This is a genomic window from Arthrobacter sp. TE12231 (genome assembly GCF_054062895.1).
Window position 1 is genome coordinate 2,034,157 of sequence record NZ_JBSSFS010000001.1, and the last position, 22,003, is coordinate 2,056,159.

19 protein-coding genes are annotated in these 22,003 nt (G+C 67.6%); 4 read left to right on the forward strand and 15 right to left on the reverse strand.

What is annotated here, in order from left to right; translation table 11 throughout:
* The first annotated feature begins 5 nt into the window (after nt 1–5).
* The 4 genes from ACVWYS_RS09270 to pgl are packed head-to-tail and all read left to right on the forward strand — an operon-like array spanning nt 6 to nt 4,967.
* A complete protein-coding gene (locus tag ACVWYS_RS09270) occupies nt 6–1,643 on the forward strand; it encodes a glucose-6-phosphate isomerase (protein WP_456509628.1) in 1,638 nt (545 codons plus the stop codon).
* Between the two features lie 15 nt (nt 1,644–1,658).
* Entirely contained in the window at nt 1,659–3,221 is a 1,563-nt protein-coding gene (gene zwf, locus ACVWYS_RS09275; RefSeq protein ID WP_344367748.1) for a glucose-6-phosphate dehydrogenase, read from the forward strand.
* Nucleotides 3,218–4,159 carry a glucose-6-phosphate dehydrogenase assembly protein OpcA gene (locus ACVWYS_RS09280; RefSeq protein ID WP_344367749.1) on the forward strand — a complete coding sequence of 314 codons (942 nt, stop codon included), beginning with the start codon at nt 3,218–3,220 and terminating at the stop codon, nt 4,157–4,159. Before zwf ends, ACVWYS_RS09280 begins: the two co-directional genes overlap by 4 nt.
* Complete coding sequence (gene pgl / locus ACVWYS_RS09285; RefSeq protein ID WP_456509629.1) at nt 4,149–4,967, forward strand: 6-phosphogluconolactonase; 819 nt, start codon at nt 4,149–4,151, stop codon at nt 4,965–4,967. The genes ACVWYS_RS09280 and pgl overlap by 11 nt, the downstream gene beginning before the upstream one ends.
* On the opposite strand, the gene ACVWYS_RS09290 is transcribed toward pgl, so the two are convergent.
* The 15 genes from ACVWYS_RS09290 to ACVWYS_RS09360 all read right to left on the reverse strand — a co-directional run bounded on the left by ACVWYS_RS09290 (nt 4,920) and on the right by ACVWYS_RS09360 (nt 21,998).
* The gene (locus ACVWYS_RS09290; protein ID WP_091247868.1) at nt 4,920–5,315 is read right to left on the reverse strand and encodes an RNA polymerase-binding protein RbpA; all 396 of its coding nucleotides are present in this window, start codon (nt 5,313–5,315) and stop codon (nt 4,920–4,922) included. The two genes, pgl and ACVWYS_RS09290, sit on opposite strands and share 48 nt — an antisense overlap.
* Nucleotides 5,316–5,429: 114 nt before the next feature.
* Nucleotides 5,430–5,687, reverse strand: a complete 258-nt coding sequence (secG, locus tag ACVWYS_RS09295) for a preprotein translocase subunit SecG (protein WP_116765741.1) — start codon at nt 5,685–5,687, stop codon at nt 5,430–5,432.
* Between the two features lie 49 nt (nt 5,688–5,736).
* A complete protein-coding gene (tpiA, locus tag ACVWYS_RS09300; protein WP_344367752.1) occupies nt 5,737–6,552 on the reverse strand; it encodes a triose-phosphate isomerase in 816 nt (271 codons plus the stop codon).
* A 130-nt stretch (nt 6,553–6,682) separates the two neighbouring features.
* Nucleotides 6,683–7,909, reverse strand: coding sequence for a phosphoglycerate kinase (locus ACVWYS_RS09305; protein WP_456506543.1), 1,227 nt, complete (start codon nt 7,907–7,909; stop codon nt 6,683–6,685).
* A 10-nt stretch (nt 7,910–7,919) separates the two neighbouring features.
* A complete protein-coding gene (gene gap / locus ACVWYS_RS09310) occupies nt 7,920–8,930 on the reverse strand; it encodes a type I glyceraldehyde-3-phosphate dehydrogenase (RefSeq protein ID WP_091247878.1) in 1,011 nt (336 codons plus the stop codon).
* Nucleotides 8,931–9,195: 265 nt separating this feature from the next.
* Nucleotides 9,196–9,819, reverse strand: coding sequence for a superoxide dismutase (locus tag ACVWYS_RS09315; protein ID WP_018772998.1), 624 nt, complete (start codon nt 9,817–9,819; stop codon nt 9,196–9,198).
* 103 nt (nt 9,820–9,922) lie between these two features.
* Nucleotides 9,923–10,903 (reverse strand): DNA-binding protein WhiA, encoded by a 981-nt coding sequence (gene whiA, locus ACVWYS_RS09320; RefSeq protein ID WP_091247880.1) that lies wholly within the window; start codon nt 10,901–10,903, stop codon nt 9,923–9,925.
* 10 nt (nt 10,904–10,913) lie between these two features.
* Entirely contained in the window at nt 10,914–11,933 is a 1,020-nt protein-coding gene (locus ACVWYS_RS09325) for a gluconeogenesis factor YvcK family protein (protein WP_344367755.1), read from the reverse strand.
* Nucleotides 11,933–12,856 (reverse strand): RNase adapter RapZ, encoded by a 924-nt coding sequence (gene rapZ, locus ACVWYS_RS09330; protein ID WP_344367757.1) that lies wholly within the window; start codon nt 12,854–12,856, stop codon nt 11,933–11,935. Before rapZ ends, ACVWYS_RS09325 begins: the two co-directional genes overlap by 1 nt.
* 121 nt (nt 12,857–12,977) lie before the next feature.
* On the reverse strand, nt 12,978–14,984 hold the full coding sequence (uvrC, locus tag ACVWYS_RS09335; protein ID WP_091247886.1) for an excinuclease ABC subunit UvrC: 2,007 nt from the start codon (nt 14,982–14,984) through the stop codon (nt 12,978–12,980).
* A gap of 68 nt (nt 14,985–15,052) precedes the next feature.
* Nucleotides 15,053–15,721, reverse strand: a complete 669-nt coding sequence (locus tag ACVWYS_RS09340; RefSeq protein WP_344367758.1) for a lysophospholipid acyltransferase family protein — start codon at nt 15,719–15,721, stop codon at nt 15,053–15,055.
* Nucleotides 15,708–16,451, reverse strand: coding sequence for an HAD hydrolase-like protein (locus ACVWYS_RS09345; RefSeq protein ID WP_456509630.1), 744 nt, complete (start codon nt 16,449–16,451; stop codon nt 15,708–15,710). The genes ACVWYS_RS09340 and ACVWYS_RS09345 overlap by 14 nt, the downstream gene beginning before the upstream one ends.
* Before the next feature lie 170 nt (nt 16,452–16,621).
* Nucleotides 16,622–19,570: an excinuclease ABC subunit UvrA gene (uvrA, locus tag ACVWYS_RS09350; protein ID WP_116765749.1), complete on the reverse strand. Its 2,949-nt coding sequence runs from the start codon at nt 19,568–19,570 to the stop codon at nt 16,622–16,624.
* Between the two features lie 68 nt (nt 19,571–19,638).
* The gene (locus ACVWYS_RS09355; RefSeq protein WP_344367760.1) at nt 19,639–20,031 is read right to left on the reverse strand and encodes a GntR family transcriptional regulator; all 393 of its coding nucleotides are present in this window, start codon (nt 20,029–20,031) and stop codon (nt 19,639–19,641) included.
* Nucleotides 20,028–21,998 carry an ABC transporter ATP-binding protein gene (locus tag ACVWYS_RS09360; RefSeq protein ID WP_456510283.1) on the reverse strand — a complete coding sequence of 657 codons (1,971 nt, stop codon included), beginning with the start codon at nt 21,996–21,998 and terminating at the stop codon, nt 20,028–20,030. The genes ACVWYS_RS09355 and ACVWYS_RS09360 overlap by 4 nt, the downstream gene beginning before the upstream one ends.
* Nucleotides 21,999–22,003: the final 5 nt, after the last annotated feature.

Sequence of the window (22,003 nt, forward strand, 5' to 3'; positions counted from 1 at the left end):
CCACCATGAGCACACTCAGCTACGACGCCACCGGCGCAGCCCGCCAGGCCCACGAACAGCACCTCCCCGCACTGCTGGAGGACCGCATCGCCACCCGGATCTTCGCGAAGGACCATACCCTGTGGGGTCCCGACGCCGAAGCCGAGTCGGCTGTCCGGCTGGGCTGGGTCGAGGCGGCCACCGTCTCCCAGCCCCTGGTCAGCGGGATCCTGGCACTCCGCGACGCACTGAAGGCCGACGGCGTGACGCGCATTGTCCTGTGCGGCATGGGCGGTTCCTCGCTGGCACCTGAAGTCATTGCGGGCACCGCTGGCGTCGAGCTGACCGTGCTGGACAGCACCGACCCCGAACAGGTCAGTGCCGCCCTCGTGGACCGGCTGGCCGAAACCGCCATCGTTGTTTCGTCCAAGTCCGGCTCCACGGTGGAGACCGATTCACAGCGCCGGATCTTCGAACAGGCATTCACCGATGCCGGCATCGACGCGAAGAGCCGCATCATCATCGTCACCGACCCGGGCTCGCCCCTGGACAAGGCCTCCCGTGAGGCCGGCTACCGCGCAGTCTTCAACGCCGACCCCAACGTCGGCGGCCGTTTCTCGGCGCTGACCGCGTTCGGGCTGGTCCCCTGCGGGCTGGCCGGCGTGGACATCCAGGCGTTCCTGGATGAGGCCGAAGAGGCCGCCGAGATCCTCAACGACGACTCGGAAGACAACATCGGCCTCGCCCTCGGCACGGCCCTGGGCGGCACCAGCCCGCTGCGCAACAAGATCGTCATTGCAGAAGACGGGTCCGGGATCGTCGGGTTCGCCGACTGGGCCGAACAGCTCATCGCCGAATCCACGGGCAAGCTGGGCACCGGCGTGCTGCCGGTTGTGGCCGGCCCCGCCTCCCCCGAAGCCACCCTGGGCGCACCGGATGTCCTGGTGGTCCGGCTCGTCTCGGCGGATGCCGACGACGTGCAGCTCGGCGAGAACGAGGTTGCCATTGCCGGGGGGCTGGCGACGCAGATGATGGTGTGGGAATTCGCCACCGCCGTAGCCGGCCGGCTGCTGGGTATCAACCCGTTTGACCAGCCCGACGTCGAGGCCGCCAAGGTGGCCGCACGCGGCCTGCTGGACGCACAGCCGAAGCCGACGCCGGCGAACTTCACCGACGGCGCCATCGAGGTCCGCGGCGGCGACTGGCTGGGAGATGCCTCGACGGCGTCTGCCGCCGTGTCCGCGCTGCTGGCCCAGCTCGCAGAGGACAGCTACCTCAGCGTTCAGGCTTATTTCGACCGGCTCGCCTACGCAGGCTTCGAGGGTGTCCGTGACCAGCTGGCGGCCCTGTGCCGGCGCCCGGTCACGTTCGGCTGGGGCCCCCGCTTCCTGCACTCGACGGGCCAGTTCCACAAGGGCGGACCCGCGATCGGCGTCTTCCTGCAGGTCACGGCCGCGTCCGCCATGGACCTGGCCATCCCGGACCGCCCGTTCACGTTCGGCGAGCTGATCTCGGCGCAGGCCGCTGGGGACGCCCAGGTCCTGTCCGAGCACGGCCGTCCGGTCCTCCGGCTGCACCTGACCGACCGGGCAGCGGGTGTGAAGCAGCTCCAGGAGCTCGTCACGACGCTTGCCGGCCAGGCAGCACCTTCCACCGAAAGCTAAGGCACCCACGCAACTATGCCAGAAACCTACAACGGCGGCAGGACCACGGCCGGCCGGAGGCGCAATCCGCTCCGCGACCCGCGTGATCGCCGTCTGAACCGTATTGCCGGGCCGTCATCGCTGGTCCTCTTCGGGGTGACCGGGGACCTCGCCCGGAAGAAGCTCATGCCGGCCGTGTATGACCTCGCCAACCGCGGGCTGCTGCCACCGAGTTTCGCCCTGGTGGGCTTTGCCCGCCGGGAGTGGGAGAACGAGGACTTCGCCGCTGAGGTCAGGGAGTCCGTCAAGGCGTATGCCCGGACCCCGTTTGATGAAACGGTCTGGAAGCAGCTCTCGGAGGGCATCCGCTTCGTACAGGGCGAGTTCGACGACGACGAGGCGTTCAAGCGGCTCTCGGACACGATTGATGAGCTCGACGAGCAGCGCGGGACGCGCGGCAACCACGCGTTCTACCTGTCGATCCCGCCGAAGGCCTTCGAGCAGGTCTGCCGCCAGCTCTCCAAGCACGGCCTGGCCCAGGCCGAGGGCGACAAATGGCGGCGCGTGGTGATCGAGAAGCCCTTCGGGCATGACCTCGAGTCGGCCCGGCAGCTCAACGACATTGTCGAATCGGTGTTCCCGCCGGATTCCGTGTTCCGGATTGACCACTACCTGGGCAAGGAGACGGTGCAGAACATCTTGGCGCTGCGCTTCGCCAACCAGCTCTTCGAGCCGCTCTGGAACGCCAACTATGTTGACCACGTCCAGATCACCATGGCCGAGGACATCGGCACCGGAGGCCGGGCCGGGTACTACGACGGCGTGGGCGCTGCCCGCGACGTGATCCAGAACCACCTGCTGCAGCTGCTGGCCCTGACGGCCATGGAGGAGCCAATCTCCTTCAACGCCGATGACCTGCGCGCCGAGAAGGAAAAGGTCCTCTCCGCCGTCCGGCTCCCGCACGACCTCTCCACCCACTCGGCCCGCGGGCAGTTCACCGGCGGCTGGCAGGGCGGCGAGGAGGTCCTGGGCTACCTGGAGGAAGAGGGCATCCCGGCCGATTCGAAGACCGAGACGTTCGCCGCGATCCGGGTGGACATCAACACCCGCCGCTGGTCCGGCGTGCCGTTCTACCTGCGCGCCGGCAAACGCCTGGGCCGCCGGGTGACGGAGATCGCCGTCGTGTTCAAGCGCGCCCCGAACCTGCTCTTCACCGACCACGGCGAAGACGACTTCGGCCAGAACGCCGTGGTGATCCGGGTCCAGCCCGACGAGGGCGCCACGATCCGGTTCGGGTCCAAGGTCCCGGGCACCCAGATGGAAGTCCGCGACGTCACCATGGACTTCGGCTACGGCCACTCCTTCACCGAGTCCAGCCCCGAAGCCTACGAACGGCTCATCCTCGACGTGCTCCTGGGCGAACCTCCGCTGTTCCCCCGCCACGCCGAAGTCGAGCTGTCCTGGAAGATCCTGGATCCCTTCGAGGACTACTGGGCGTCCCTGGACGAACAGCCCGAGCCCTACCGGCCCGGCAGCTGGGGTCCCGCCTCAGCCGATGAACTCCTTGCCCGCGACGGACGAACCTGGAGAAGGCCATGATCGTAGACCTCCCCGACACCACCACCTCCAAGATTTCCAAGAAGATCATGTCCCTGCGCGAGCAGGGCGGCGTGATCGCGCTGGGCCGGGTCCTGACCCTCGTGGTTGTCACCCGCTCCGGCCTCGAGGAGGAGGCCATCGAGGCCGCCAACGAGGCCAGCCGGGAACACCCGTGCCGGATCATCGTCCTCGCCGACGCCGGGGCCTCCGCCCCGACCCGGCTGGACGCCCAGATCCGCGTCGGCGGCGACGCCGGGGCCTCCGAGGTCATCCTGCTGCGCGGCTACGGCGAACTCGCCGAGGAAAGCGAATCCCTCGTCGCGGCGCTGCTGCTGCCGGACGCCCCGATCGTGGCCTGGTGGCCGCACGGCGCCCCGCGGAACGCGTGCCAGACCTCGATCGGGGGCATCGCGCACCGCCGGATCACCGACTCTGCCAACGAGGCGGACCCGGTCGCGGCGCTGGAGAACATCCGCCGCACCTACAAGGCCGGCGACACGGACCTGGCCTGGACCCGCCTGACCAACTGGCGGATCCAGCTGGCCGCGGTCCTGGACCAGGTGGACGACTCACCCGTCACGGCCGTCGCCGTCGAAGGTGCCTCGGACTCCCCCAGTACCATCCTGCTCGCGGCCTGGCTCACCCTGGCCCTGGACGCTCCCGTCACGATCGTCGCGGACCCGGCCGGCACCGGGATCCGGCGGGTCCGGCTGACCCGCACCGGCGGCGACGTCCAGCTCTTCCGGCCCGGACTGACCATCGCCGAGCTGACCCAGCCCGGCCAGCCGGCGCAGCGGATCTCCCTGCCCCGCCGCAGCCTCAAGGACTGCCTGGCAGAAGAACTTCGCCGCCTGGACCCCGACGAGGTCTTCGGCGAAGTGATTACTATGGGACTGCCACGTACCAATCTAAGGAGTGTCCGTCCCAGTGAGCGCTGACCCCAGAGTAAGCATCCATCCTGACTCGACCGTCCTGATGGCTGCGATCGCAGCCCGCCTGATCACCAAGCTCGTGGACATCCAGGACCGGCACGGCGAAGCCACGGTGGTGCTTACCGGGGGCACAATGGGCATCGGTTCGCTCAGGGCCGTGGCCGAATCCCCGGCCGCGAAGGCCGTCGACTGGTCCAAGGTGAACTTCTGGTGGGGTGACGAGCGCTTTGTGCCGGCGGATGACGCCGAACGCAACGCCCGCCAGGCCCATGAGGCTCTCCTGTCCCGCATCCCGGTCGATCCGGCGCGGGTCCACGTGCCCGGTTCCACCGATGACTTCGGGAACCCGGAAGAGGCTGCGGCGGATTATGCGCGCCGGCTCGCTGACGCCGCCGCCGCCGAGCACGCTGCGGACATGTCCGATGACCGGCCGGAACACCCGGGCCGGCTTCCGCGCCTGGACATAGTCCTCCTCGGCGTCGGCCCGGACGCGCACGTCGCGTCGCTCTTTCCGGAGCAGGCCGGCATCCGGGAGAAGGAACTGACCGTCGTGGGGGTCCAGAACTCCCCCAAGCCGCCGCCGGGCCGGGTTTCCCTGACCCTGCCGGCCATCAACACGGCGTTGGAGGTGTGGATGGTGGTGGCCGGCGAGGACAAGGCCGGGGCCGTGGGCCTGGCCCTGGCCGGCGCCAATCCCGTGCAGGTTCCCGCGGCCGGGCCGCGGGGCCGCCGGGAGACCTTGTGGCTCATTGACGAGAACGCGGCCTCACGGGTCCCCGAGCAGCTCGTCCGGAAGGGCCCGTCCGGCGCGTAGCCGTTCCAGCGCTCCGGCCAGTACGTCTTCGGCGTCCTGGCTGGAGCGCCGTTCTTTAACGTATTCCAGGTGGGTCTTGAACCCCTCCGTTGGCACGTCGTCCAGGGCGAACTTTGTTTCGTCGCGGGTTGCCGTGCCGCCGCAGCGCCGGCAGTCCCAGACTCCCGGGATCTGCTCCTCGGGGAGTTGGGCGAACACGAGCGCGGTTTCATGGCCTTTGGCGCACCGGTAGGAGACACGAATACGGGGCTGGCGTGCGCCGGCCCCGTTCATTGGCTCGTGGCGGGGTGATGCCCCTTCGGTGGCGCCCACACGGATTCCCTTGAATCCGGAAGCAGAATGCAGCATCGGGAACTCCTGGCTACTCAGCTGGTGGATTGGTGCTTGCCAGCGACAGTGTAGTTCGAAGTTCCCGATGCCGGGAGGGCCTCAAGCCCCTTATGAAGTTCTCGAAAAGACGTGCTAGGAATCGGCGCCTGTGCTGAACCGCATGATCAGGCCGAGGGCGATGATCACGACGCCCCAGGTGACACCGAGGATGACCGTGAACCGGTTGAGGTTCCGCTCCGCGACACCCGAGGAGCTCAGCCCCGAACTCATGCCGCCGCCGAACATGTCCGACAGGCCGCCTCCGCGTCCCTTGTGGAGCAGGATGAGCAACGTCAGCAGGAGGCTGGTGATGCCCAGGAGGACCTGCAGAATGACATGAAGAACGTCCACGACGGCCTTTCAGAAGAATTGGATTGCGGGGGCCAAACCTGTGTCCAGACTAATCCGTCAGCAGGTGACTCTCGAACCTGACAATATTAGCAAACTCCGCAGCGTCCAGGCTGGCACCGCCGACCAGCAAGCCGTCGACGTCGCGCTCCTTCAGGATCGACGCCGCATTGTTCGCCTTGACCGACCCCCCGTAGAGCAGTCGCGTCTTGGCGGCGACGTCGGCACCGAACAGGGTGGCCAACTCGGCACGGATTGCGGCGCACATTTCCTGCGCGTCCTCCGGGCCGGCGACCTCCCCGGTGCCGATGGCCCAGACGGGCTCGTAGGCGACGACGAGTTCGGCGGCCTGTTCCGGGGTGAGGCCCTCGACGCCCGCGCGCAGCTGGGCGAGCGTGTGGTCGACGTGGGTGCCGGCCTGGCGGATCTCGAGTCCTTCACCCACGCACAGGACGGGGGTGATGCCGTGCCGGAAAGCGGCCTTGGTCTTGGCGTTCAGGACGTCATCGGACTCGTTGTGGATGGTGCGGCGTTCGCTGTGGCCGACCAGGACGTAGCTGCAGCCCAGCTTGGCGAGGAACTGTCCGGAGATGTCACCGGTGTAGGCGCCCGAGTCGAACTGGGAGAGGTCCTGGCCGCCGTAGACGACGTCGAGTTCGTCGCCCTGGACGAGGGTCTGGACACCGCGGAGATCTGTGAACGGAGGGAAGACTGCAACCTCCACCCGGCTGTAGTCGTGCTTGGCGTCGGACAGGGTCCACGCGAGCTTCTGCAGGAGGGTGATGCCCTGGACGTGGTCCATGTTCATCTTCCAGTTGCCGGCGATGAAGGGCTTGCGATCGAATTTACCGTTGGTTGACGTGGTCACATGATCTCCAAGAGTGCTGATGGTATGAGCAGCCGGCAGGGTGCCCGGTCCCTTGCGGACGGGCACCCTGCCGGCTGGATTGCCTGGCGGCTGCTGCTTTAGCGGCCAGTGTTTCTAGCGGTCGGTGTTTCTAGCGGTCGAGGACGCTCAGGCCGGGGAGTTCCTTGCCTTCAAGGTACTCCAGGCTTGCGCCGCCGCCGGTGGAAATGTGGCCGAACTGGTCATCGGCGAAGCCGAGGGTCCGGACCGCGGCCGCGGAATCCCCGCCGCCGACCACCGTGAATGCGTCCGTCTCGGTCAGTGCCTGGGCGATGGCGCGGGTACCGCCGGCGAAGGCCGCGAATTCGAACACGCCCATGGGGCCGTTCCAGAACACCGTCTTGGCGCCCTTGATCCGTTCCGCGAAGGCCGCTGCCGAGTCCGGTCCGATGTCCAGGCCGATGCCCTGCACGCCGAAGCTGCTGGACTCGATGGCGTCGGCAGCAACGGTCTCGTGCTCGGCGTCGGCGGCGAACTTGCTGGCCACCACAACATCGGTGGGCACCACGAATTCCGTGCCGGCGTCCGCGGCGCGCTTCAGGTATTCCTGCACGACCGGGATCTGGTCCTCTTCGAGCAGGCTGCCCGCGACCTTGTGGCCCGCGGCGGCAAGGAAGGTGAACAGCATGCCGCCGCCCACCAGGATCGTGTCCGCCTTGCCGATGAGGTTGTCGATCACGGCGAGCTTGTCCGAGACCTTGGAGCCGCCAAGGACGACGACGTAGGGCCGCTGGGTGTCGGTGGTGAGCTTGCGCAGCACCTCGACCTCCGTGCGGACGAGGTCGCCCTGGTAGGACGGCAGCCGGGTGGCGACGTCGTACACGCTGGCGTGCTTGCGGTGCACTGCGCCGAAGGCGTCATCGACGAACGCGCCGTTGTCGCTGGTGAGGGCGACGAGCTCGTCCGCGAAGGCGCCGCGTTCGGCGTCGTCCTTGGAGGTCTCCCGGGCGTCGAAACGCACGTTTTCCAGGACGAGCACTTCGCCGTCCTGGAGGGCGGAGGACAGCTCCTTGGCCGACTCGCCGACCGTGTCGCCGGCAAGGGTGACCTTGAACCCGGCAAGCTCGGCCAGTCGCGTGGCGGCCGGCTTGAGCGAGTACTTGTCTTCGGGGGCGCCCTTGGGGCGGCCCAGGTGTGCTGTGACCAGCACGCGGGCACCGGCGTCCGTGAGCTTCGCCAGCACTGGCAGGGAGGCCTTGATGCGGCCGTCGTCAGTCACTGTAGAGCCGTCGAGCGGCACGTTCAGGTCACTTCTGACCAGAACGTACCGCCCGCGGACACCATCAGCGATCAGTTCGTTGAGGGTGTGGAATGTCATGAGTCTTACCCTAGCCCAGCTTGGACGCAACAAGCTCCGTGAGGTCCACGAGGCGGTTGGAGTAGCCCCACTCGTTGTCATACCAGGACACAACCTTGACCTGGTTGCCGATCACCTTGGTCAGGCCGGAGTCGAAGATGGAGGATGCCGGGTCGCCGACGATGTCCGAGGAGACAATGGGCTCGTCGGTGTAGGTCAGCAGGCCCTTGAGCTCTTCGCTCTCGGAGGCTGCCTTGAGGGCGGCGTTGACTTCCTCGACGGTGGTTTCGCGCGAAACCGTGACGGTCAGGTCCGTGGCCGAGCCGGTGGGGACCGGGACGCGGATGGCGTAACCGTCCAGCTTGCCCTTGAGCTCCGGCAGGACCAGGCCGATTGCCTTGGCCGCACCCGTGGAGGTGGGGACCATGTTGATGGCGGCGGCGCGGGCGCGGCGGAGGTCGTTGTGCGGGCCGTCCTGCAGGTTCTGGTCGGCGGTGTACGCGTGGATGGTCGTCATCAGGCCGCGCTCGATGCCGAAGGCGTCGTTGACAACCTTGGCCAGCGGGCCGAGGCAGTTGGTGGTGCAGGAGGCGTTGGAGATGATGTGGTGCGCAGCGTCGTCGTACAGTCCGTCGTTGACGCCCATCACGATCGTGATGTCCTCGCCGGAGGCGGGGGCGGAGATCAGGACCTTCTTGGCGCCGGCGTCGATGTGCTTCTGCGCGTCGGCGGCCTTCGTGAAGAAGCCGGTGGACTCGATGACGATGTCAACGCCGAGCTCGCCCCAGGGCAGCTTGGCGGGATCGCGCTCGGCGAGGACCTTCACGGTCTTGCCGTCGACGACGATGTTGCCGTCCTTGACCTCGATGGATTCCGCCAGGCGGCCGCCCACGGAGTCGTACTTGAAGAGGTGAGCGAGGGCTTCCGGGCTCGTGAGGTCGTTGACTGCAACGATCTCAAGGTCGGCGCCCTGTGCGAGGGCGGCGCGGAAGTAGTTGCGGCCGATACGGCCAAAGCCGTTGATGCCAATACGGGTCGTCACGTTTTCAGTCTCCTTGGTGCTCTTGCGAGCACGACTAGTTGAGAAGGCGTTCAAGCCAACTAACAGATCCCGCACGCCATTGGGCAGAGATAATTACCAGATCGGAGGACGACCAGCCACGTTGCTGAAGGCTAACCGCCTTCCGTGATCCATCTTACGTTTAACTGGGACTGCCCCCGCAAGTGCGGGGGCAGTCCGTCCACATTTCGGGCCGAACCGGCCGTAATGTGAGCTTTGTTACAAACAGGAGTCGGTCCTGTCACCCTTACAGCGTGATGAGGCCCGTCGCGTTCTTGCGGGCGGCGTCGAAGCGCTTGGCGACGTCGGCCCAGTTCACGATGTTCCAGAACGCCTTGACGTAGTCGGCCTTGACGTTGACGTAGTCCAGGTAGAAGGCGTGCTCCCACATGTCCAGCATCAGCAGCGGAGTGGTGCCGAGCGCGACGTTGCCCTGCTGGTCATAGAGCTGCTCGATGACCAGGTTGCCGCCGATCGGCTCGTAGGCCAGGAAGCCCCAGCCGGAGCCCTGCAGGCCCAGCGCCGCGGCGCTGAACTGGGCACGGAAGGCGTCGAACGAGCCGAAGGCGTCGTCGATGGCCGCCGCGAGCTCGCCTTCGGGCTTGTCGCCGCCGTCCGGGGAGAGGTTCTTCCAGAAGACGGAGTGGTTGATGTGGCCGCCGGTGTGGAACGCGAGGTCCTTGGAGAGGCGGTTGATGTTGGCGAAGTCGCCCTTCTCTCGCGCCTCGGCCAGCTGGGCGAGGGCGTTGTTGGCGCCGGCCACGTAGGCCGCGTGGTGCTTGCTGTGGTGCAGCTCCATGATCTTCGCGGAGATGTGCGGCTCCAGCGCTGCGTAGTCATAGTCGAGCTGAGGCAATACGTACTCGGTCACAAAATCCTCCAATGTCGTGGACGGGTTGTCCGGTTCGGTAACTCTCGGATTGTGCATCCGGATGCCGGGCATCCGGAAATCTGTTCTTGATTCTAAGGTGACGCTAGTCGTCGAGCATTTCCGGCGTCACATTGGCTTCCGTGCCCGGGATGCCGAGGTCCTGGGCCCGCTTGTCCGCCATCGCCAGGAGCCGGCGGATCCGGCCGGCAATGGCGTCCTTGGTCATGACAGGGTCGGCGAGGCGGCCGAGCTCGTCCAGGCTGGCCTGCTTGTGCGCGACCCGCAGCTCCCCGGCGTACTTGAGGTGGTCCGGGACGTCGTCGCCCAGGATTTCCAGGGCACGGTCCACCCGGGCGCCGGCGGCGACGGCGGCCTGGGCGGAGCGGCGCAGGTTCGCGTCATCGAAGTTCGCGAGCCGGTTGGCGGTGGCACGCACTTCCTTGCGCATGCGGCGTTCCTCCCAGACCATGAGCGCGTCGTGGGCGCCCATGCGGGTCAGCAGCGCGGCGATCGTGTCGCCGTCGCGGATCACCACACGGTCCACTCCCCTGACCTCGCGGGCCTTGGCCTGGATGCCGAGCCGGCGGGCGGCGCCGACGAGGGCCAGGGCCGACTCGGGGCCGGGGCACGTGACTTCCATGGAGGAGGAGCGGCCGGGCTCGGTGAGTGAGCCGTGGGCCAGGAAGGCGCCGCGCCAGACGGCCTCGGCGTCCGCGGCCGATCCATTGACCACTACGGAGGGCAGGCCCCGGACGGGCCGCCCGCGGGTGTCCAGGAGACCGGTCTGGCGGGCCAGGGCCTCGCCATCGCGGACCACGCGCACCACGTAGCGGCTGCCGCGGCGCAGGCCGCCGCCAGAGACGACGATGATCTCGCTCTGGTGGCCGTACACTTCGGCGATGGCGGCACGCAGCCGCCGGGCGGTCGATGCGAGGTCGACCTCGGCTTCGATCACAATCCGGCCCGAGATGATGTGCAGCCCGCCGGCGAAGCGGAGCATGGCCGATACCTCGGCTTTGCGGACCGAGGACTTCTTGATATCCAGACGGGAAAGTTCTTCCTTGACTGATGCTGTCAGTGCCATGGCACCTTTCCTAACTATTCCCGAAAATATCGTGGTACGCCGTCGCCAGCCGCAACGGATCGTGGACCGGACGGCGACCAGACGCCCCCACTTTACCCAAGACCACCTCGGCACCGAGCATTCCGGCCGCCTGCTGGAAGTCGGGCAGGTCCTGGACCGACGCCGGATCGGCCAGGACGACATCGACCGTGAACTCCGGCGCGTACTCGCGCAGCACCCGGAGGTGGTCCGCGGCGGTCATGCCGGCGGTCTCCTTGGTGTCGGTGGCGAGGTTCATTGTCAGGCAGCGCCGGGCCGCCGTGTTGCAGAGGGCCTCGCGCATTTCCGGGAGCAGCAGATGCGGCAGGACGGAGGTGTACCAGGAGCCCGGGCCCAGGATCACCCAGTCGGCCAGTTCGATCGCGGTCAGGGCTTCCATGCAGGCGGGGGCGTCCTCCGGCAACAGCCGGACGCGTTCGAGGGACCCCGCGACGGCACACTTGGCCTGCCCCGTCAGGGTCTGCAACGCCGTGGTACCGTCCGGGGCCGTGACCCGGACCTGGCCTTCGATGGTCAGCGGGATGCTGGACATCGGCAGGACTTCGCCGCGTGCGCCGAGGAGGGCGCCGGCCCACTTCAGGCCGGCGACCGTGTCGCCCAGGAGTTCCCAGAGGGTGACGATCAGGAGATTGCCCATGGCGTGCTCGTCGAGGGAGCCGCCGCGGCCCTTGCCGGGGGCAAAGCGGTGCTGCATGACGTCGCGCCAGGTGCGGCCCCAGTCCGTGTCGTCGCACAGCGCGGACAGGGCCATGCGGAGGTCCCCGGGCGGCAGGACGCCGTACTCTTCACGGAGCCGGCCGGAGGATCCGCCGTCGTCCGCGACGGTGACGATCGCGGTGAGTTCGGAGGTGAGAAGCCGCAGGGCGGACAGCGACGCGGAGAGGCCGTGGCCGCCGCCGAGCGCCACTACGGAGGGGCCTTTGTCCTGCTGGCTGGCGAATGCCGCGCTGGCGGGCGGGACGAGGGGCAGCGGGCCGGTCAGCAGCGCCATTATTCGCGGCCCAGGTCCCGGTGCGTGGTGGTCACGGTGACGCGCGGATACTGCGCCAGCCTCCGTGAGAGCTCGACGGCCACCGCGACGGAGCGGTGCTTGCCGCCGGTGCAGCCCACGGCGATCGTGGCGTAGTGCTTGTTCTCACGCCGGTACCCGTCCAGGACCGGTTCCAGGGCCAGGACGTAGCGCTCCACGAAGTCGCTGACGCCCTGCGCTTCCAGCACGTAGTCGCTGACGTCCTTGTCCAGCCCGGTGTGCGGCCGCAGCTGCGGCACCCAATGCGGGTTGGGGATGAAGCGGGCATCGGCCACGAAGTTGGCGTCCACGGGCAACCCGTACTTGAAACCGAAGCTCATGACGTTCAGCCGCAGGGCCACCGGACCGGTCTCGCTGAAGAGCTCGGTGATGGCCGTCGCCAGGCCGTGCACGTTGAGGGAGGACGTATCCAGGACGATGTCGGCCGTGTCCCTCAGCTCACGGACAAGCTCCCGCTCGGCGGCGATGCCGTCGAGGATCCGGCCGCCGCCCTGAAGCGGGTGCGGCCGGCGGCCCTGCTCGAAGCGGCGGACCAGGACGTCGTCGTTAGCATCGAGGAACAGCACGCGGAAGGTTACCCCGGAGGCCTCGAGGGCGCGGAGGGCAGCGCGCATGTCCGCGAACAGGTCCTTGCTCCGGACATCCATCACGACGGCGAGCTTGGACATCGAGTGCGGTGTGCGCGACACCAGCTCCGCGAGCGTGCCGAGCATCTGCGGCGGGAGGTTTTCCACGACGTACCAGCCGTGGTCCTCGAGGGCGTCCGAGGCGGTGCTCCGGCCGGCTCCGGACATGCCGGTCACCACGAGCAGTTCCGCCTCGACGGGTTTGACGGGTGTCATGCCGTCCTCATCCGTCCCGGATCCTGCCGTCGAGTCTGCCATCAGTGAAGCCCCATCTCTGCCTGTGCGTTTGCTGTTGCGGTCAGGTAACGGCGCGGCCGCGGTGATGCCGCGCCCGTGCCGTTTCCCAAGTCTTTACCCTAGCTAAGTTTGTCGGAGCTAGCTAAGTTTCGAGGATTTCGCCGGTGGTCATGTTGATGGCCGGAACGGTGGCGGCTTCCTCGCCGTCGGCCGTGAAGTGCCGGACGATCGCAGCGGCCAGGGACGGGCCGATCCCCTTGGCGCCGGTGAGTTCTTCCTGGGTTGCCGCTTTGATGCCCTTGACGGAACCGAATTCGGCCAGGAGGGCCTTGCGTTTGGACTCGCCCAGTCCGGGCACGCCGTCCAGCGCGGAGACCGTCATGGCCTTGCCTCGCTTTTGCCGGTGGAAGGAGATGGCGAAGCGGTGGGCCTCGTCGCGGATCCGCTGCAGCAGGTACAGGCCGGCGGAGGCGCGCGGCAGAATCACCGGGAAATCGCTGTCCGGCAGCCACACCTCCTCGAGCCGCTTGGCCAGGCCGACAACGTACACGTCCTCGATGCCCAGCTCGGCCAGCGCCCGGGCGGCGGCGTTGACCTGCGGTTTGCCGCCGTCGACGACGACGAGGTTGGGCGGGTAGGCAAATTTACTCCGCGGGGCCGGCGTCGTGGAGTCCGCGACCGCCGCCGCGGTTGCCGCTTCCAGCGCGGCCTGGTGTGCCGGTTTGGCCGCGGCGGCTGCCTGCTCGCGTTTCTCGTCGAGGTAGTGCCGGAACCGTCGGGTCAGGACGTCGTGCATGGCGGCGGTGTCGTCGGTGGCGGCGGCCCCGGTGACGGCGAACTTGCGGTAGTCGGACTTCTTCGGGAGCCCGTCTTCCACCACCACCATGGAGCCGACCACGTTGGTGCCCTGGACGTGGGAAATGTCGAAACATTCGATCCGCAGCAGCGCCACGGGCAGGTCGAGTGCCTCCTGGAGTTCCTGGAGGGCCTGGGAGCGCATGGTGAGGTCGCCGGCGCGCCGGGACTTGTGCAGTTTCAGTGCGTGCTCGGCATTGTCCCGCACGGTGGACATGAGCGCGGCCTTGTCGCCGCGCTGGGGCACCCGGATATCCACGCGGGCCCCGCGCAGGCCGCTGAGCCATTGCGCGAGTTCGGCGGCGTTGCTGGGTTCGGCGGGCACCAGGACCTCCCGGGGCAGCCTGCCCTGGACGCCGGCTTCCTCGCCGTAGACCTGCTGGAGCAGGTGTTCGACCAGCTCCGGGGTGGTGGAGTCCTCGACCTTTTCCACCACCCAGCCGCGTTGGCCGCGGATCCGGCCGCCGCGGACGTGGAAGACCTGGACGGCGGCCTCGAGTTCGTCTTCGTGGAGGGCGAAGACGTCCGCGTCCGTGCCCTCGGCGAGAACGACGGCGTTGCGTTCGAAGACCTTCTTCATCGCCACGATGTCGTCCCGCAGGCGCGCCGCCCGCTCGTAGTCGAGCTCGGCGACCGCGGCGGCCATCTCGCGTTCCAGCCGGTTCACGAAAGGCTTAGCTTCGCCGCCCATGAAGCTGCAGAAGTCCTCGGCCAGGGCACGGTGGTCCTCGGCGGAGATGCGCCCCACGCAGGGCGCGGAGCATTTGTCGATGTAGCCGAGCAGGCAGGGCCGGCCGCTGGCTTCGGCGCGTTTGAGCACGCCGGCGCTGCAGCTGCGCACGGGGAAGACCCGCAGCAGCGTGTCCATGGTGTCCCGGATCGCACCGGCGGTGTAGGGGCCGAAATACCGGGTGCCCTTGCGCCGGTCGCCGCGGAGCACCTGGACGCGCGGGTACTTCTCCCCCATCGTGACGGCCAGGTACGGGTAGCTTTTGTCGTCCCGGAACATCACGTTGAATCGCGGCGTGAATTCCTTGATCCAGGTGTATTCCAACTGCAGCGACTCGAGTTCGCTGCCCACCACGGTCCATTCGACGCTGCTGGCTGTGTGCACCATGGCGTAGGTCTTGGGCATCAGCCCTGCCGGGTTGGCGAAGTAGGAATTCAGCCGGGAACGGAGGTTCTTGGCCTTGCCGACATAGATGACCCGGCCGTGCGGATCACGGAAGCGGTACACGCCCGGATTGGTCGGAATTTCACCTGTCTGGGGTCGGTAACTCGCTGGATCTGCCACAGTTCCAGTCTACTGAGCCTCCGGGGATGCCGCGGCACCGGCCCGGCCGGGAAGCGCGGCTCCTCCCGCTACTCGACCGACTTGCTCTGGTTGTAGCTGGTGGAGCGTTCCTGGCCGCTCAGTTCCGCGATGGCGTCCATGATGCGGTCGGTGACCTGGCGGCGGGCCGGCAGCGAGTGGTCGGGTCCCGTCTTCTCAAAGTACAGCGGCTCGCCCACCTTCATGGTGAAGTGCTGCGGTTTGACCGCTTTGCTGTCCGCCGGCTGCAGGTGTTCCGTGCCGATCAAGCCCACCGGGATCACCGGCGCGCCCGTCGTGAGGGCGAGCCAGCCGACGCCGGTGCGGCCTCGGTACAGGATGCCGTCGCGGGAGCGGGTGCCTTCGGGGTAGATGCCCACGCCGCGGCCGGCGTCGAGGATGTCCAGCAGCGTCTTCAGCGCCTGGACGCTGGCGGCCTGCTCGCCGCGCTCGACGGGGATGGAGCCCACGGCCTCGAAGAAGGACTTCATGGCCTTGCCCTTGACGCCGCCGGTGGTGAAGTACTCGGCCTTCGCGAAGAACGCCACGGGCCGCGGCATGAGGGCCTGGACAATCACGCTGTCCAGGAAGGAGAGGTGGTTGGGGGCCACGATAAACGGGCCTTCCTTGGGCACGTTCTCCAGGCCGATGACCGTCGGACGGCACGTGGACGATATGAGCCCGCGCGTGGTCCAGCGGATTACGTCAAACATTTCCATCGGTGTGCACCTCGTTCAGGGCTGCGGTCCCCGGGCGTTCGGAGAGTCTGGTGATCGTTGCGTGAAGCGCCGTGGTGGTGTGCACGATCTCGACGGCGCCGGCCGCGTGCAGTTCGCCGTCGGGCGCAAAACCCCAGCCTACGCCGATGCAGTCCAGTCCGTTCGCGGCGGCCCCGGCGACGTCCTGCGCACGGTCGCCCACCATCACGGCATGGCTGGCCGTCGCCGGGACGGCGGCAGCCAGGTCCGAGAGCGCGGCGGCGACGATGCCGGCCTTGCCTTCCGGGACGGAGTCCGTTGCCGCGCCTGCCTCGTCGGCGGCCGAGCCGCGAATGCTGTGGAAGAGCCCGGCGATGCCGTGGTGTTCCAGCACGGTGCGGGCCAGACTCTCCGGTTTCTGGGTGGCGACGGCGATGGGCCGCCCGGCGGCGACGAAGCCTTCGAGGAGGTCGCGGATTCCGGGGTACAGCCGGCTCTGCGCGATGCCGGTGGACACGTAGTGCCGGCGATAGATCCGGATGACGTCCGCGAGGAGCGCTGCCGGTACGCCGGCGATTTCCGTGAGGGAATGGCTCAGTTTGGGTCCGACCATCTCGTCCATCCGGGCAGGGCCCGGAACCGGCAGTCCGAGTTCGGTGAGGGCCGCGGCGATTCCGCCCGTGATTCCCCCGGCCGGATCGACAAGAGTGCCGTCGAGGTCGAAGATCACGGGCACTGTTGTATGCGTCACCGGCTTAGTTTCTCACGAGTGCACGGATGCCAGAAATTCGCATACTCCTTCAGGAATACATCAGGGGGTTACGGCAGCCGAATACCTCAGGGGAATACTTGGCCGTGCCGCAGACCGGGAGCGCTCACCAGTGGTGCTCCCGGCCCGCACCCACGGCACGGGGTCCGATCTCAGGCGAGGAGCTCGGCGAGGAACGCCGCCGTGTGGCTTTCACTCGACTTTGCGACCTGCTCCGGGGTACCGGAGGCCACAACCCGGCCGCCGCCCGAACCGCCGTCCGGGCCAAGGTCCACGATCCAGTCGGCGCTCTTGATGACGTCGAGGTTGTGCTCGATGGTGATCACGGTGTTGCCCTTTTCCACGAGGCCCTGCAGCACCATGAGGAGCTTGCGGATGTCCTCGAAGTGCAGGCCCGTGGTGGGCTCGTCCAGGACATAGACGCTGCGGCCGTTGGATCGCTTCTGGAGCTCAGCCGCGAGCTTCACGCGCTGGGCCTCGCCGCCGGAGAGCGTGGTGGCGGGCTGGCCCAGCCGGACGTAGCCCAGGCCGACGTCGACAAGAGTGTTGAGATGCCGCGCGATCGGGGAGAACGCCGCGAAGAACTCGGCGCCTTCCTCGATGGGCATGTTCAGCACGTCCGCGATCGTCTTGCCCTTGTAGTGGACCTCCAGGGTTTCGCGGTTGTACCGGGCGCCGTGGCAGACCTCGCAGGGGACATAGACGTCAGGCAGGAAGTTCATCTCGATCTTCAGGGTGCCGTCGCCGGAGCAGGCCTCGCAGCGGCCGCCCTTGACGTTGAAGGAGAACCGGCCCGGCTGGTAGCCGCGGACTTTCGCCTCCGTGGTCTCGGCGAAGAGCTTCCGGATGTGGTCGAACACGCCGGTATAGGTGGCCGGGTTCGAGCGCGGGGTGCGTCCGATGGGGCTCTGGTCGACGTGCACCACCTTGTCCAGGTGTTCGAGGCCCTGGACGGATTTGTGCCGGCCGGCCACTTGCTTGGCACCGTTGAGCTTGTTGGCGAGCACCTTATAGAGGATCTCGTTGACGAGGGTGGACTTGCCGGAGCCGCTGACGCCCGTGACGGCGGTGAAGAGGCCCAGCGGGAAGGCTGCGTCCACGTTGAGCAGGTTGTTTTCCTTGGCGCCGACGACTTTGAGCTCGCGCTTCTTGTCGTATTTCCGCCGCTTCTTCGGTACCTCGATGGACTTCCGGCCGGAGAGGTAGTCGCCGGTCAGGGACTCCGTGTTCTTCAGCAGGTCCTGGTACGAACCGGAGTGAACCACCATGCCGCCGTGCTCGCCGGCACCGGGTCCGATGTCCACGACCCAGTCGGCTTCGTGGATGGTGTCCTCGTCATGCTCCACCACGATCAGGGTGTTGCCCAGGTCCCGGAGCCGGGTGAGGGTCTCGATCAGGCGGCGGTTGTCCCGCTGGTGCAGGCCGATGGAGGGCTCGTCGAGGACGTAGAGCACGCCCACGAGCCCTGAGCCGATCTGGGTGGCCAGCCGGATGCGCTGGGCTTCACCGCCGGACAGGGTTCCGGAGGGCCGCTCCAGGTTCAGGTATTCGAGTCCGACGTCGAGGAGGAAGGTCAGCCGGGCCTGGATTTCCTTGAGGACCTGGTGGGCGATCTGCGCTTCGCGGCCCGTGAGGACGAGGTTGTCGAGGAAGTGCGCGCATTCGCGCATGGGCAGCGCGGCGACCTCGGCGATGGACTTGCCGTTGATCAGCACCGAAAGGGACGCGGGGTTCAGGCGTGCACCGTTGCAGGCCGGGCACGGGACCTGGCGCATGTACTCCTCGTAGCGGTCGCGCGCCGAGTCGGAATCGGTCTCGCCATGCTTGCGGTGGACGTACTGCACGACCCCCTCAAAGCCGGTGCTGTACTTGCGTTCCCGGCCGAAGCGGTTGCGGTACTGCACCACGACCTTATGGTCCTTGCCGTGCAGCACGGTCTGCCGGACGTCGGCGTCGAGCTTTTCCCACGCCGTCGTCATGGAGAAGCCGAGTTCCTTTGCGAGGCCGCCCAGCAGCCGGTTCCAGTACTCCGTGGTGGCGGTGCCCAGCGACCACGGCGCAATGGCGCCCTCCGACAGCGAGAGCTCCGGGTTGGGGATGATGAGATCCTCATCGACTTCCAGCTTGGTGCCGATGCCGCTGCAGGCGCTACAGGCGCCGAACGGGTTGTTGAACGAGAAGGAGCGCGGCTCGATCTCGTCGATCGCCAGGGGGTGTTCGTTGGGGCAGGCGAGGTGTTCGGAGAACGCCCTGATCCGCTCGGGGTCGTCGGCGTCGAGGTCGACGAATTCGGCCAGGACGCGGCCCTCCGCCAGGCCGAGCGCGGTTTCGACGGAGTCGGTGAGGCGCTGGCTGATGCCTTCCTTGACCACGAGGCGGTCCACGACCACTTCGATGGTGTGCTTGAACTGCTTGCCCAGCTTGGGCGGATCGCTCAGCTGGACGAGCTCGCCGTCGACGCGTGCCCGCGAGTAGCCCTTGGCGGTCAGTTCCTTGAAGAGGTCGACGAATTCGCCCTTGCGGCCGCGGACCACGGGTGCCAGCACCTGGAAGCGCGTGCCGTCCGGGAGTTCGAGCAGCTGGTCAACGATCTGCTGAGGGGTCTGCTTGGCCACGGGCTCGCCGCAGATGGGGCAGTGCGGCCGGCCCACGCGGGCCCACAGCAGGCGCATGTAGTCGTAAATTTCGGTGATGGTGCCCACGGTGGAGCGCGGGTTCTTGCTCGTGGACTTCTGGTCGATCGACACGGCCGGGGAGAGGCCCTCGATGAAGTCGACGTCGGGCTTGTCCACCTGGCCCAGGAACTGCCGGGCGTAGGCGGAGAGAGATTCGACGTAGCGGCGCTGACCTTCGGCGAAGATGGTGTCGAACGCGAGGGAGGACTTGCCGGAGCCGGACAAGCCGGTAAACACGATCATGGCATCGCGGGGCAGGTCCAGGTCCACGTTGCGCAGGTTGTGTTCGCGCGCGCCCTTGACGACGAGGCGCGTCATGTCCGGGCGTTTCAGCTCGGGACGGGACAGGACGGCCTCCCGGGCTGCCAGCGGTTCGACGGCGGACTGGACTTCAACGGCTGGATCTTCAGCTACAGCTTTAGGCACGAATCTAATGCTAATCGAAAACTTCTTCGAAAAACTATTCTGCTCGCCGTGGGGTCCGCCCGGATGTGCTAGTGGCGGTCGTAGGCGGCGGCCAGCAATTGCACGGCCTCGGCGAAGCTCGCGCCCTGCGCTTTGGCGGCCGCCGCGAACTCCGCCGCGGCGGCGGACAGCGAACTCCAGGCGGCATCGCGGGCACAGACGACCGTGCCGTTCCGGCCCCGCGTCACGACGACGCCGGCGGCCTCGAGTTCCTTGTAGGCCCGGGCCACAGTGTGGGGTGCGACGCCCAGTTCGGTGGCGAGGCTCCGCACGGCCGGCAGCCGGGTACCCGGTGCGAGCGTGCCGTTATCGGCGCGTTCAATGACGTACAGCCGGAGCTGTTCGAAGAGCGGGACGGAGCTGGCCGGATTGGTCCGCCAGGCACCGGGGAAACGCTCCCCCGCGGTGTCCGCGGGGCTCACTGTTCCGGCTCCCCGACGGCCTGCACCTGTTCGCGACCGGCGAACTGTGCGTCGTACAAATCCTTGTAGAGCCCGCTCCCGGCCATCAGCTGCTGATGGGTGCCGTGTTCAACGATCCGTCCGTGGTCCATGACGAGAATTAGATCAGCGTCCCGGACCGTGGACAAACGGTGCGCGATCACGAAGCTAGTGTGACCTTGGCGAAGCCGCTCCATGGCATGCCGGATCTGCACCTCGGTTCGGCTGTCAACGGAACTCGTCGCCTCATCCAGCACCAGGATGCTGCGGCCGGCGAGCTGCGCCCGCGCGATCGAGACGAGCTGGCACTGCCCCCGGCTCAGGGTGTCGCCGTCGTTGCCGAGCATAGTGGCGTACCCGGCCGGCAGTGCCCTGACGAACTGGTCCACATGGCTCGCCCGGGCCGCCGCGACGATCTCGGCGTCGGTGGCCCCCGGCCGGCCGTACTCGATGTTCTCGCGGATGCTGCCGGTGAACAGCCACGCATCCTGCAGGACCGTGCCGAAGACGGACCGCAGCTCGTCCCGCGGGATGGTGGCGATGTCGGTCGAGTCCACCAGGATCCGGCCCGAGTCGAGTTCGTAGAAGCGCATCAGGAGGTTCACCACGGTGGTCTTGCCGGCGCCGGTGTGTCCCACGATTGCCACGGTTTGTCCCGGCTCCACCGTGAAGGACAGGTCCTTCACCACGGGGGTGCCGGGGCTGTAGCTGAAGCTGACGTGCTCGAACGTGACGCGGCCCGCGGCCGTGCCCGGCGTCAGCGGAGCGTTGGCTTCCCGCAGGTCCCGGGGTTTGCGTCTGCCGTTGAACTTGTGCCGGCCATTGGTCTTGCGCGGGGTATGGATCTTGGGCGGGCTATGGACCGTGAGCGGGGTGCCGGCGCCGTGAAGCCTGCCGCCGCCGTTGGCCGCAGCGGCCGGCAGGGCGCTGTCCGGCGGGATCTCGGGAGCATCAAGCAGCTCAAAGACACGCTCCGCGGAGGCGAGGCAGGACTGCAGGAGGGTCAGCATTCCGCCGATCTGGCCCATCGGCTGGCTGAAAAGGCGGGAGAACTGGATGAAAGCCTGGATGCCGCCGATCGTCATGGCCCCGGTGGTGACCTGGAGCGCCCCCACGACGGCCACGGCAATGTAGTTGAGATTGGCGACGAACACCATGAGCGGCTGCACTATGCCGGACAGATACTGGGCGCGGGCGCTGGACCGCGTGAGTTTGTCGTTGCAGTCCCGGAAGCTCGCCGCCGACTCCTCCTGCCGGCCGAAGGCCTTGACCACTTCATGCCCCGTGAAGAATTCTTCGAGTTGGGCGTGCAGCGCCCCGGTACTGCTCCATTGTTCCGTGAAGTGCGCCTGGGAATGCTTGGCCACGAACACGGTGATGACCGTCGACACCGGCACCGAGAGGACCGCGATCAGCGCCAGCAGCGGCGAGAGCCAGAGCATCATGGCGAGTGCGGCGGAAAGCATCAGGACGGACATGATCAGCTGGTTGAGGAGCTGGTTGAGCGCCTGGGAGATGTTGTCGACGTCGTTCGTGGCCCTGCTGAGCACCTCGCCGCGGCGCTGCTCCTCGAAATGGCTGGACGGCAGCACATGGAGTTTTTGCTCCACGGAACCGCGGAGCCCGTAGCTGAGCCGCTGCACGGCCGTGGCGGTCAGGGCGCCCTGGATCCAGCTGAAGAGGGACGCCCCGACGTACAGGGCGGACACCGTCAGGAGCCGCCCGGCCAGCGCCTGTTCGTCGAGGGCGCCGCCGAGGAATCCTGCGACCACGACGTCGGTGGCGTCACCCAGGACTTTGGGGGCGGCGACGTTGAGCGTCACGAACGCGCAGGTGGCCGCGATGACACCGGCCATCCGCCACTTCAGGGGCCGCAACAGGCCCAGCAGCCGGGCTGCGGCGCGCCACTTGGAGCGCTCCTTGGCCCCGGCCAGCGCGGCGGACTCCATGCCCG

Excerpts from the sequence above, each read along its gene's own strand:
- ACVWYS_RS09270 (WP_456509628.1), top strand. The coding sequence starts at position 6 with ATGAGCACACTCAGCTACGACGCCACCGGCGCAGCCCGCCAGGCCCAC.
- zwf (WP_344367748.1), top strand. The coding sequence starts at position 1,659 with ATGCCAGAAACCTACAACGGCGGCAGGACCACGGCCGGCCGGAGGCGC.
- ACVWYS_RS09280 (WP_344367749.1), top strand. The coding sequence starts at position 3,218 with ATGATCGTAGACCTCCCCGACACCACCACCTCCAAGATTTCCAAGAAG.
- ACVWYS_RS09290 (WP_091247868.1), bottom strand. The coding sequence starts at position 5,315 with ATGCTGCATTCTGCTTCCGGATTCAAGGGAATCCGTGTGGGCGCCACC.
- ACVWYS_RS09305 (WP_456506543.1), bottom strand. The coding sequence starts at position 7,909 with ATGACATTCCACACCCTCAACGAACTGATCGCTGATGGTGTCCGCGGG.
- whiA (WP_091247880.1), bottom strand. The coding sequence starts at position 10,903 with ATGGCACTGACAGCATCAGTCAAGGAAGAACTTTCCCGTCTGGATATC.
- ACVWYS_RS09325 (WP_344367755.1), bottom strand. The coding sequence starts at position 11,933 with ATGGCGCTGCTGACCGGCCCGCTGCCCCTCGTCCCGCCCGCCAGCGCG.
- rapZ (WP_344367757.1), bottom strand. The coding sequence starts at position 12,856 with ATGGCAGACTCGACGGCAGGATCCGGGACGGATGAGGACGGCATGACA.
- ACVWYS_RS09340 (WP_344367758.1), bottom strand. The coding sequence starts at position 15,721 with ATGGAAATGTTTGACGTAATCCGCTGGACCACGCGCGGGCTCATATCG.
- ACVWYS_RS09360 (WP_456510283.1), bottom strand. The coding sequence starts at position 21,998 with ATGGAGTCCGCCGCGCTGGCCGGGGCCAAGGAGCGCTCCAAGTGGCGC.